The organism is Salinibius halmophilus (assembly GCF_003577475.1).
GTDB lineage: Bacteria > Pseudomonadota > Gammaproteobacteria > Pseudomonadales > Natronospirillaceae > Salinibius > Salinibius halmophilus.
In genome coordinates, this window is sequence record NZ_QPEP01000005.1 from 98736 (window position 1) to 110599 (window position 11864).

12 protein-coding genes are annotated in these 11864 nt (G+C 49.8%); 2 read left to right on the forward strand and 10 right to left on the reverse strand.

The features are described from left to right. Positions 1-6 precede the first annotated feature (6 nt). The 10 genes from DUW71_RS06970 to DUW71_RS07015 all read right to left on the reverse strand — a co-directional run bounded on the left by DUW71_RS06970 (position 7) and on the right by DUW71_RS07015 (position 9574). Positions 7-435 carry a hotdog fold thioesterase gene (locus DUW71_RS06970; RefSeq protein ID WP_119394530.1) on the reverse strand — a complete coding sequence of 143 codons (429 nt, stop codon included), beginning with the start codon at positions 433-435 and terminating at the stop codon, positions 7-9. Then, positions 428-1654: an AMP-binding protein gene (locus DUW71_RS06975; protein ID WP_119394531.1), complete on the reverse strand. Its 1227-nt coding sequence runs from the start codon at positions 1652-1654 to the stop codon at positions 428-430. The genes DUW71_RS06970 and DUW71_RS06975 overlap by 8 nt, the downstream gene beginning before the upstream one ends. Next, complete coding sequence (locus tag DUW71_RS06980) at positions 1638-2501, reverse strand: enolase C-terminal domain-like protein (protein WP_119394532.1); 864 nt, start codon at positions 2499-2501, stop codon at positions 1638-1640. Before DUW71_RS06980 ends, DUW71_RS06975 begins: the two co-directional genes overlap by 17 nt. Next, positions 2501-3376 (reverse strand): 1,4-dihydroxy-2-naphthoyl-CoA synthase, encoded by an 876-nt coding sequence (gene menB, locus DUW71_RS06985; protein WP_119394533.1) that lies wholly within the window; start codon positions 3374-3376, stop codon positions 2501-2503. Before menB ends, DUW71_RS06980 begins: the two co-directional genes overlap by 1 nt. Then, positions 3373-4041: an alpha/beta fold hydrolase gene (locus tag DUW71_RS06990; RefSeq protein ID WP_119394534.1), complete on the reverse strand. Its 669-nt coding sequence runs from the start codon at positions 4039-4041 to the stop codon at positions 3373-3375. Before DUW71_RS06990 ends, menB begins: the two co-directional genes overlap by 4 nt. After that, positions 4034-5686: a 2-succinyl-5-enolpyruvyl-6-hydroxy-3-cyclohexene-1-carboxylic-acid synthase gene (gene menD / locus DUW71_RS06995; protein WP_119394535.1), complete on the reverse strand. Its 1653-nt coding sequence runs from the start codon at positions 5684-5686 to the stop codon at positions 4034-4036. The genes DUW71_RS06990 and menD overlap by 8 nt, the downstream gene beginning before the upstream one ends. Next, the gene (locus DUW71_RS07000; protein WP_119394536.1) at positions 5676-7016 is read right to left on the reverse strand and encodes an isochorismate synthase; all 1341 of its coding nucleotides are present in this window, start codon (positions 7014-7016) and stop codon (positions 5676-5678) included. Before DUW71_RS07000 ends, menD begins: the two co-directional genes overlap by 11 nt. Before the next feature lie 160 nt (positions 7017-7176). Beyond that, entirely contained in the window at positions 7177-7413 is a 237-nt protein-coding gene (locus DUW71_RS07005; protein WP_119394537.1) for a hypothetical protein, read from the reverse strand. A gap of 97 nt (positions 7414-7510) precedes the next feature. Next, positions 7511-8854 carry a YjiH family protein gene (locus DUW71_RS07010; protein WP_119394538.1) on the reverse strand — a complete coding sequence of 448 codons (1344 nt, stop codon included), beginning with the start codon at positions 8852-8854 and terminating at the stop codon, positions 7511-7513. 72 nt (positions 8855-8926) lie between these two features. Further along, complete coding sequence (locus DUW71_RS07015) at positions 8927-9574, reverse strand: cytochrome b/b6 domain-containing protein (protein ID WP_119394539.1); 648 nt, start codon at positions 9572-9574, stop codon at positions 8927-8929. A gap of 181 nt (positions 9575-9755) precedes the next feature. Here DUW71_RS07015 and DUW71_RS07020 point away from each other — a divergent pair, with 181 nt between their 5' ends. Both DUW71_RS07020 and DUW71_RS07025 read left to right on the forward strand, forming a co-directional pair. After that, positions 9756-10955 carry an O-succinylhomoserine sulfhydrylase gene (locus tag DUW71_RS07020; RefSeq protein WP_199671170.1) on the forward strand — a complete coding sequence of 400 codons (1200 nt, stop codon included), beginning with the start codon at positions 9756-9758 and terminating at the stop codon, positions 10953-10955. Next, on the forward strand, positions 10952-11863 hold the full coding sequence (locus DUW71_RS07025) for an AAA family ATPase (RefSeq protein ID WP_119394541.1): 912 nt from the start codon (positions 10952-10954) through the stop codon (positions 11861-11863). Before DUW71_RS07020 ends, DUW71_RS07025 begins: the two co-directional genes overlap by 4 nt. Position 11864: the final 1 nt, after the last annotated feature.

Here is an 11864-nt window from a genome sequence, read left to right on the forward strand (position 1 = left end):
GACAACTTAACGGCTAGGGTTATTTACGACCGAGGCTGTCATTCTACAGGTACAAGTTTGGCGGCCTTGATCATCAAAAATATCTATTTGCCAAACCTGTACTGTTTGGCCAACTTTAATCGGGAAAGCCTTGCCCGTAACCATGCCTTGTCGAACGCTGCGCAAATGATTGGCGTTAATCTCTAACCCTACCGCCATTTTATCGCGTGGCAACATCATCTGTGCGCCAATACTGGCAAGTGTTTCAGCCAGAACTACATTTGCTCCACCATGCAGCAAACCAAATGGTTGTTTGGTACGCGCATCAACCGGCATGGTCGCTGTAAGCGTGTTTTCACCTACCTCGGTTATCTTTATGCCAAGTGTTGATACTAGCGTGCCGTCGCTCATCTGATTAATCGCATCTGTCGTCATTAATTGGACAAACTTATCCATGTATAAGTGCCTCGGCTTCTTGGGTTAGTTGTTTGCGATTTGGTTTTAGTTGCTCATAGTGTAGTGGGGCAAAAGCCACTGGTCGCATAAAACTTGGCAAGTGTTGCTGGCAATAGGCGGCAATGTCGTCTGAACTTAGCCTCGTTTGCACAAATGCAAACGGACGTTGCCCGTACTCTGCATCTGCAACGGGTACGACCACCGCTTGTTGAATGTGCTGGTGATTGACTAACAAGCGCTCAATTGCCTCTGGCTGTATGTTTTCGCCACCACTAATAAACTGATTGTCGATACGGCCCGTGATGGTTAGCCAAGCATCGTCAAAGAAGCCAGTATCATGGCTAGCAAACCATTTGTTCGTCGAACATGTGCTGGTAAACCAGGGTTTAGGATGCTGAAGTTGGTTGCCCTCGATATACCCAGCAAACAGTGTATCGCCGCGCATTAGCAACTGGTCTTGTTCATCAAATTGATAATCGCAGAGCCAGTGCATTTTGCCATCACTACCTTGAGTGCAGGCCTGTGAGCTTAGCTCACTCATGCCATAGGTATAACGAATTGGCAGTGGTAAGGTAAGTAAGTTGGATGGTACTGGTCCGCCACCAACCAGCAGGGTTTGCAATGCTAGGTCGTTGAGTGGCTGTTGTGCCAAGCGTTGTAGCTGAGTCGCAACACAAGAAGCATGGGTAATGCTTTCGCCGCGCAGAAAACTCGCGTTATCCACCCGGCCATGAAGCCATAAATCACAGCCAGCAAGTAGGCTTCGAAAAAATACTGCCAACCCACCAATATGAAATATTGGCAAGCTCATATGCCAGCGGCTACTGGCCAGTGTTGGGTTAATTTGATGGGCGCGTTTGGCGTTGGCAATGTGGTTGTTTAGGGAGTGACCAACAAGCTTGGGGGTACCAGTAGAACCGCTAGTAAAAATGCCTGTGACGAGGTCCTTGGGAAAGGTTTCGCCAAAGTTGTTCGTTTGCTGAATGGCGCTAAGCTGGCTGGCGCTAAACCTTGGATTATATGGTACGGCGAGCTTGTCTGCGGATATGACGGCTACGAGGTTAATTAAGCTCTCGATAGAGTTGTCCGCTGGCCATATGGTAACTGGGTTTTTTAACGACTTTGCTTGGGCAAATAGCGTTTGCCAGGTAATGCTTTGTTGACCATCGCTAATGCGACCTTGTGCGTTGGTAGGTAACAGTTCAGCGAGCACACTCATAAACAACCTCTAATTTGGCCAGTGGCCGACTTTGCAGCCAAGATGGCGTTATCTGCTCACGCTGCAGTGGCAAGGTTGCTAAGCCTTGCGGTGCTGTTAATTTTAAGTGATTTGCCAGTTGGTGATAGTACTCAATGGCAACATTGCTCTCGTGGCTGCTACTCAGCACAAAGGTTATATCATGTAGCTTGGCTAATTCAGCAAGCGCAAGTGTGCGTGACAAGCCGGTCAGCATTGGTTTAACCACCCAAGCTTTGGCGCGCATTGCCCACTTTGGCAAGGTGTGTTGGCGCAGTTGTTCATCGAGCGCAAAAGGCAGGGTAAGGGTTTCGTATTGGGTTTTGTCAGCCAATGGCTCTTCATAATAGGCAATGTGCTTGCCAATGGCTTGATGACAGGCCTCTAGCTGGGCCAAACTCCAGCGTTGGTTGCAGTCTACTCTTAGCGTTTTGCCAAGGGCGGCGAGGTGTTTGAGCTTGTTCATATCGTCAGCAAAGTTGCGCCCGCCGCACTTTATTTTAATCGTTTGCTCAGGCCCGGATTCAAGCCCACAAATAGGCGCCGGCTGTTTTTGCTCAGGTAGCGCTTGAGTGAGCATTTCAGTGGCAAACTTGGCACTTGGCAAATTTAGGTCGACGGGTTTGCCTGCTAGATAATCGATTAACGTGGCCTCACAGTCAGCCAATGACTCATGCGAGAACAGTGGCAAAGGGGCGCATTCAGCTAGCGCCCCATGTTGGCAAATAATAAGCCCAGTGCGTGCAGTCAGTGTGTGACTTTGCTGCCCTTGGTGTAGCGTAAGAGGCTGAACCAAGGGGATACGATAGCGGTAAAGCCCAGCTTTCATTAGGGTTGGCGAGTAAACTTGGCAAAATCTGGCGCCCGTTTTTCTAGATAGGCGTTACGACCTTCTTGACCTTCTTCGGTCATATAAAACAGCATGGTTGCATTGCCTGCCAACTCTTGGATACCAGCTTGGCCATCAATACCAGCGTTAAACGCGCTCTTCAGCGTGCGCAGTGCAATTGGCGAGTGGCGCAAAATTTTCTGACACCAAGCAACCGTTTTTTCTTCGAGCTGCGCAATAGGTACCACTGTGTTGACCAGGCCCATATCCAAAGCTTCCTGGGCGCTATATTGTTCACAAAGCAGCCATATTTCACGGGCTTTTTTCTGGCCGACGACACTCGCCATATAACTAGCGCCAAAGCCACCATCAAAAGAACCTACTTTTGGCCCAGTTTGGCCAAACTTAGCGTTCTCGGCGGCGATGCTTAAATCACAAATTAAGTGCAGAACATGGCCACCACCAATGGCATAGCCAGCAACCATTGCTACCACTGGTTTTGGCAAGCTGCGGATTAATTTTTGCAAATCCAAGACATTTAAGTGATGGACGCCAGAATCATCGGCGTATCCGGCGTCGCCGCGTACCCTTTGATCACCACCTGAGCAGAACGCCAGATCGCCTTGGCCGGTTAGGATGATGACGCCAATCGACTCGTCATAGCGTGCATCGGTGACCGCTTGAATCATTTCTTTAACGGTGAGTGGGCGAAAAGCATTTCTTACTTCTGGCCGATTAATGGTGATTTTGGCCATGCCATCAGCTTTTTCGTACTTGATATCGCTAAAGCCTAGGCCTGCATCTTGCCAGTTGGCAGCTGGAATAATGCTACTGTGGGCTGGATTGTTCGTGTTGTTAGTCGAAGAGGTGTTCATGTTAACTCACTTAAATGTTGTGATATTTCGGCTGCTAGCGCCATCGGCTGGCTAGCATGAATATTGTGGCCTGCGCCCGCGACGATGCGGTGGCGGCTAACCGGCAGCTTAGCCGCTAGCCGGGTGTATTTTTGGTCGCACTCACCGGTCACATAGGTAACCGGCTTCATTGCTAATAAATTAGTCAAGTCAGCTTGTTTGGCGACTGACAAGGTGCGCAAAAAATATGCTTGCAGCGTGGGGTCGATCGAGCTGGCTAATGCGTCAATATCAATCGTTTGCCCATTAAACACGCCTTGCTGGTACCATGCTTCTAGCCAAGTGTGGATTGGCCACTTGCGAAGCTTGTCAGCCCAGTCGTAGTCGTGTGCTAGGCGCTTGGCATCTGCGCCATTGCCTGGGTGTCCAGCTTCGAACACGGCGCTTTGCACCCAGGGTTGTTTAAGCCAGTGCATGGCGATGCGTGCGCCCATGGAGTAGCCAACAAGATGCACGGGTTCATTGATATCAAGCTGTTGCCATAATTGTTCGGCATATTGACTGATATTGTCTACCGCAAGCCTTGGTAGAGTGATGGCCGTGGCATCGCCGTCTAGGGCTGTTATCACCTGATCCCAGTCGCTCGCTTGCCCTAGCAAGCCATGTAAAAAAAGCAACCTAGCCATAGCGAAACGCCTTTAGCTGTGAAGTGGCCTCAAACGGGGTAGCAACCACTTCAACTAGCATGCTTTGTTGGTTGCTTTTCGCAGAAAGCAGCACCGATAGCAAAGCGCGCTCATCCTCGCAGCGCCGGTAGTTAACACCAAACCCTCGCGCTAGGTTTTCAAAACTGACTGGCTGAGCCATGGTAAACAGCTCACTTTGCTCGCTAAGACCACTAGCGGGTAGCATGTCGAATATATTGCCACCCTGGTTGTTGAGCACAACAACGATGATTGGGTGTCCAGCATTGGAAGGCCCAGAATTAGAGAGCTCAGAATTAGACAGTCCAGCATTGGACTGGCGAGCAAGCAGAAATAGTGAGTTGATATCGTACAACGCCGACATATCGCCAACCACTAGCAGGGTTGGTGCAAATTGAGCGGCGCCACAGGCCGTAGCAATTAAACCATCTATGCCACTAGCACCCCGGTTACTAATTATGCGATGGCGGCGGGTCGTTAGTTGATCAAATAGTCGAATGGTTAGGCTATTGCCGAGCATTAGTTGCCAATCTGAGGGTAGATGTGTGGCAATGAGTTTGCAGGCTTTCAGCTCGCCAAATGCTTGGCTGTCCACGTACTGATCAAAGGCATTGCTCTGGTTGATGGCAGGATGATTCAGTGCTGGCTCGGGTTGTTGATCGGCTAGGTGCTGGCAGGTTGCTTCAATGCTCGCGTGCCATTCTATTGCTTGGCCACTTGGGTCAAGCCGGTGAACATTGCTGCGCACCAAGTCATAACGCTGGCCATTGTACTTCTCCTCGACGCTGGACACCCAAGCATTAGCTAGCCACTGATTCACCCGTTTACTGACAATTCGCCCACCAAACTGCAGGATTCGCTCAACGCGCGGTAGTTCAATGTGATGGGCAGCCGTTAATACCAAAGGGTGATTGCCAAGTTGACTATTAATGTCGGCAATCACTGGTAATTGGAAGTGCTCGGCTAAGGTTAGAACTGCCTGGGCTTCACTCACCGTTAATTCACCAGCAACGAGCATTGTTTTACTAGCCAAGGGCGGCAGTTCTGCGGCGCTGAGCCTAGGTTTCGCTGTGATGCTAGGTGCTTGAATCACCTGTGAAAAAATTGGGCCATCGCCATATAGCGGCTCGCGCAGCGCGATATTGATGTGAACGGGCCCTCGAATGGCTAGCGTTTGACTAATGGTTTCAAGCGCCTGTTCGATATCAGTTTTAGTTGTAGGAGCGGGCAAGTGACACTCGCCTGCAATGTTAGGTTGCATGATACCAGGTTGTTGGATGGCCTGATTGGCGCCCACAGCAATGAGTTCACTAGGGCGGTCGGCGGTCAAATAACACAGATCAATATGGCTTTGATAGGCTTCGATCGCGCTTGGAATTAGATTGGCCACTGCAGAACCGGATGTGCAAATAACAGCCACAAGCCCTTGCGTTTTGGCAATGCCTAGGGCAAAAAATCCAAGGCCACGTTCATCAATATGGGTATAAACTCGCGCCAATCGTTTTGCTGCAAGCGCCAGTGGCGCACTGCGTGAGCCTGGCGCAACACAGAAGGTGTGAATGCCGCAGGCCAAACATTGATTTATTATGCTTTCACAGTAGGTTTGGTTAAGGTCCCTAACCGTCATTCAGTGCTCCCAACACACTGGCTAACTTGCCATCTAGCTCTAGCCATTCTTCATCTGCATCTGAGCCATTAACAATGCCAACGCCGGTAAATAAAGTCATCTTGTTACCCGTGACCAAGGCGGAACGAATGGCAACGCTAAAGTCGCTGTAGTGGCTCTTCTGCCAGCGACCAATAATGCCAACGCCGCCAGCATACCAGTCACGGTTACATTCGTTAACTGATAAATACGCTAATGCGTTTTGTCGCGGGAAGCCGCCTACCGCTGGCGTAGGGTGAAGTTGCTTAATGACATCCGTAGTGGATGTGGTTGGCCAAAGTTGGGCGTTCAAGGTGCAATGACGGTGGGCAATATTGCGCAGCGACATAACCTTTGTTTGGCCTCTGATCACTGTTTTGCTCACATTATGCAACTGCTGCTGGATGTAATCGGCGACCACAGCATGTTCATGAACGAGCTTGGGATCAGTTTGCAACTGAGCGAGTGCCCCTTGGGTGTCCAGCTTAACAGTGCCGGCTAGCGCGTCTGTGGTGAGGTAGTTGTTTTGGCGTCGAAACAGTCGCTCCGGTGAATGGCCAATAAAGTGTTGAGTACCCAGTTGCAGCATAAAACTGTAGGCGTTTTGACGCGCTTGCTGCCATTTATGCAATAAGCTATGAACGGGTATGTTCCGTGCTGTTCGAATTGAAGTCGTCCTTGTTAGCACGACCTTAGTCATTTGGTTATTGGCGAAACTTTCGAGTGCTTGCGCGACTTTTTGGCGCCAGAGGTGAATGTCGCAGTTGTGGTCAAGGCTATATAAGTACTTATTCTGAGTAAGGGGAGCTTCCTGCCAGCTAATTGCTTCAATAGCAGCCTTTAATAGCTCGTTAGTTGGGGCGATGTCTTCACTATACAAGTGCACAAGCAAGCGGCATTTGCCTTGTTGCTGTACGACGGCAATCTGTGGCAAGCGAAAATAGCTGTAGGGCATTTTATGTTGCTGGCTTTCATCGAAGGCGAAACCGCCAAACCACAGCAGGTCAGCGTCACTTTTATCATTTAGTGATTCGATGATGCTCAAGGTGTCGCTCAGTGCTTGCTGGTTATGACCGGCTATGTCGATCGCACTACCAAAACCCGCCATCTCGATATCGCCATTGCGGTCACGCCAGTAGCATTGTTCGGCTTGCAGGTTGGCGGCCATAATCGCCAATGCATTAACAGGCGCCAACTCAATCGACAGCTGCTGAATGATGCCAGGCTTTGGCTTAGTTTGCGCTAGCTGGTGTACCAGCTCGTGTAGCGTTTGCGCCGGTTTAAGTGCCACTGCGGCATGGGCAGTCATCATGCTATGGACCTTGGTGTTATGTTTCTAATACCTATGTGATGTAATTTTACTACCAAGTCGCAAAGACACATTGACCAAAGTCAGCTACCTTGCCGCTGTTAATATTGTGAGCACAAAAAAAGCGCCATGCTGGCGCTTTTATCGGCGAAAGTCGATTCGCCTAGGTAACTTGCTGTATGTAAACAGCCATCACAAATGAGACAACTAAGAATACACCGCCGGTTTTGTAAAGCACTTCAGCAACGGTAGACTTGCTTACCCGTTCATAACGCTCGCCTTGCATGTCGGTGTCCGAGAGGTTATTGGTTGCACTGCCCATATTGATACCGGCCCCTGCGCACACTAGGATAAAACCCAGCGCGCCTATGGTGGCCATGGTGACTTGAACCCAAAACATAGTAAAGATTCCTTTTTCTGAGAGAGACATCGACCTACTGCACAACTGTCGATATCTCGAATCTCCCACGCTCTTGATAAGCTGTCAAACTTTCCGCTTAAAAAACCATATGGGCAACTAGGGCAATCACTGGCAATGTGATTAGGGTGCGCAAAATGAAGATTAAAACAATGTCGATAAATTTAAGCGGCAGTTTCGACCCCAGTAATAGGGCGCCAACTTCAGACATATAAATCAGCTGAGTCACCGACAAGGCGCCAATCACAAACCGTGTCAATTCGCTGTCCAGCTCAGCAACTAAAATGGCTGGTAAAAACATGTCGGTGAAACCAATCACCACTGTCGCGCCAATTTCTTGCGCGTGAGGTATTTGTAGAAGCTCTAGTAACGGCACAAAGGGCGCGCCTAGCCAGGTAAACACTGGTGTGTTTTCGGCAATCACTAGCGCGATCGTGCCAAATGCCAGCACAACAGGCAGCAGGCCAAAGATCATCTCAGCTGAGTTTTTAAGCCCGTCTACTAGCTCCATGAGCGGGTTGCGAACCTGTGCGGCGCGAGCCAAAGCGGCTTGTTTACCAGCAGTGATGGCAGAAATTTGAGCATTGCCCTCAGTTGGTACTGGGCTGCCATCTACGCAGCGGTTTAGCTTGCGAGACAGTGGTGGAATACGAGGCATTATTACGGCTGCCACCAAATTAGCCAAAGCAATCGCACCATACATGCTGAAGGTCATGTGACTTAGGCCAACCTGGTTAATGATCACTAGGGTAAACGAGATAGAAACCAGCGAGAATGATGTAGCAATAATGGCGGCTTCTTTTTGGCTATAGTGGCCTTGCTCGTACTGTTTGGTGGTCAGTAATACGCCAACCGTGCCATCACCGAGCCAGGAAGTGGTGCAGTCGACGGCTGAGCGACCCGGTAGTTTAAAAATAGGGCGCATGATTGGCGTCATTAGCGAGCCAATAAATTCCAAGAGGCCAAAGTTCAGCAGCAAAGGGAGCAACAAGCCAGCGAAGAGGAACACGGCGAACAGTGACGGCATTAGCTCGTTAAGCAATAAGCCACCGGTATATTCTGAGATCACCAGTTCACTGCCTACTTGCCAGTAAATTAACCCAGCAAACAGTGCGCCCACTAATCGTACAACCAGCCAAAACCAGCTTGGGGTAAATAGGTCACCAAAAAAGTTTGGAATGTGCTTTGCAACACTAGCTGACAGTTTCGCCATTAAGCTGAGCAGGGCAGACAAGATAATCACACTGACCAAAATGAGGCCGATCGACTCGCCTAATTTACCCAATAGGGCATCGGCGATTATTTTTACGGCAACGGTCACCCCTTCGGTGTTCCCGTCCTGAAAGGGAACTGGGGTCATAAATAGAGCGATACCAATAAGCGAAGGTACGATAAAGGTAAGCCAATGCTTTAACTGCGTCATATATGAGCCTGCTAAGAAACGGGTCGCGCAGGTTACTGAAAAGTAAGTTGAACGTCGACCCTACCCCCTAGGCTAAAAGAAGTTGTTTTGCTGCCAAAGGTAGTAAAGCAAACTTGCCGTAGCAAGCGCGATGACCATGGCTAAGCCTTGCAGAACTCGGTTGATTGTTAGGCTATCGGGACGGTTCGGCTTGCGCCCATGTATCATACTTTGAATGAGTGGCTGCTTGGCACCATGTTGCACCCAAAATACGGCTAGGACATGCAAAACCATTAGCGCGATCAGCACGTTAATTAGTTGGTGGTGCAACTGAACTGCCTCAGTCGCCACGGACTCTGGCACATAGCCAGCAAGGGGGCCAATAAACAGGAAGTCGTCACTGCTTACCAAGCCTGTTAATAGTTGCACTGTGAGCACCAGCCAAAATGCCAGCACCATATAGCCACCTGCCGGTGAGTGGCTGTCATGATCTGAGTGGCGCTTGGCAAGTGTTTGTTTTAAATCGGCAAGGGCGGTGGTTGGGCGAGAAATAAAACTACTGATTCTAGCGGGTTCAGGCCCAACGAATGCCCAGAGCAGCCGGTAAAGCAGCAGTGCCACTAGGGTTAAGCCAGCGAATAGATGCACAGTCATTTGCCCAGCATTGCCTGATACAATCAATACCACAATGCATACCATTTGCAGCCAATGGTAAATACGTACCGATAAATCCCACGTCATAGTTCATCCTCGAATGTTTTTATTCTGCCACAGACTACTAAACGAAGTGCCGCACATGCCAGATCAGCGCCCGTGTTTGTTTTAATTGCCTAGAGTGCCACATATTTTGGTATTCTGTGTTAATTAACAGAAAGTTGGAACCTGTGTAGGTTCGCTCGTGGTTTAAGTTATTGAGGTTATGATGGATAAAAAAACTCAGCTCGCACAAGCACTCGCTCAAGCTGGAGCGGCGACCAAGGCCATTCGAACTGGTGCAGATCGAAGCCATGAGATGGAGCATGCTGAGCCAATATTTATGACCTCAAGCTATGTGTTTGACTCAGCTGAGGATGCTGCTGCGCGTTTTTCTGGCGAAGAGCCTGGTAATGTATATAGCCGATATACCAATCCTACTGTGCGCCAGTTTGAGCAACGCCTTGCGGCAATGGAGGGGGGTGAAGCCGCCTGTTCAGCCGCTTCTGGTATGGCAGCAATCATGGCGGTAGCCATGGCGTTTTTGCAAGCAGGCGATCATGTAATTTGCTCGCAAAGTGTGTTTGGCTCTACCACGGTCATGTTCGATAAATACTTCGCCAAATTTGGCGTTGAATTTAGTTATGTCAAATTGACTGATTTAACCGCTTGGCAAAAAGCCGTTAAGCCAAATACCAAGATGTTGTTCTGCGAAAGCCCATCGAACCCAACCGCAGAGGTAGCCGATATCGCGGCATTGGCCGAGATTGCCAATCAAGCATCGGCGCGTTTAGTCGTCGACAATTGCTTCTGCACGCCGGTACTGCAAAACCCACTGGCATTAGGTGCTCATCTCGTTTGTCATTCTGCTACGAAATATATCGATGGACAGGGGCGCTGTTTAGGGGGCGCCGTTGTTGGCAATCAGGCAGACATCAATGAGGTGATTGGTGTGATGCGCAGCGCTGGCCCAACGCTTAGCCCGTTTAACGCCTGGTTACTGCTCAAGGGTCTAGAAACGTTAAAAGTGCGTATGAATGCACACTGTGCCAGCGCCCAAACGATTGCTGAGTGGCTTGGCAGCCAAAACGTAGAAAAAGTGCACTATGCTGGATTAGTAGACCACTCAGGCCACGAGCTAGCAAAACGCCAGCAATCTGCCTTTGGTGGGGTGGTAAGTTTTGTTGTGCCAGGCGGCAAACAGAGTGCGTGGAAGTTTATTAACGCCACCTGTTTAATGTCGATTACCGCTAACTTGGGTGATGCGAAAACGACCATTACCCATCCAGCGAGCACATCACATGGGCGTTGGACGGACGAGATGCGAACTCAAGCAGGCATCGAAGATGGCTTAATTCGCATTGCTGTTGGTTTAGAAGACGTAGAAGACTTAATTGCTGATTTGACCCGAGGATTTGCTGCTTTATGAAGTCAGCCGCTGTAGTTCAGGCAGTAGTAGAGGCACTAAACAATGTGATCGTTGGCAAACCCGAACAGGTGAAGTTGGCGAGTGCAGCACTGCTTGCCGATGGGCACTTATTGATTGAAGACTTGCCTGGCACCGGTAAAACAACACTCGCGCACGCCTTAGCACGTGCCTTCTCGCTGCAATTTAAGCGGGTCCAGTTTACCTCGGATTTGCTGCCTTATGATGTGCTAGGCGGCCCAACGCTTGATCCAGAAGGGCGCAAAGTAGTATTGCAAAAAGGGCCTGTGTTCTCTCAAGTCCTGCTCGCCGATGAGTTAAACCGCGCATCACCAAAAACCCAGAGTGCATTGCTGGAAGCGATGGAAGAACGGCAAGTGTCGTTGAATGGTGAAACTCTGGCACTGCCAAAACCGTTTTTTGTGATTGCAACACAAAACCCTTTGGATACAGCGGGCACCTATGCCCTACCTGAAAGCCAGTTGGATCGTTTTATTATGCGCTTGGCGCTTGGTTATCCATCGGCGCAGGCAGAGCGTGAAATCTTGCTTGGTTATGGCCGTCGTGATGAAAAAATGGCCAGCTTGGCAACCGAAGACGATCTTGCAGCCCTGCAGCAACAAGTGAGCAGGGTGCGCATGCCAGACTCGGTTGTTGACTATATTCAGCGATTGTTGGCCGCTAGCCGCCAGCCCGAAATGGCGCGCATAGGCTTGTCTCCTCGTGCTGGCCAAGCTCTGGTGCGCAGTGCCAAAGCCTATGCATTGCTAGAAGGGCGGGACTTTATTTTGCCAGATGATGTGCAAGCAGTGTTTGTTGCCGTGGCCGGCCATCGAATTCAACCATCTGGCTCGCATTCAGGCCAAGAAACGGCATGGCAAATCTTGCAGTATGTCGACGTTGTGCAATAAG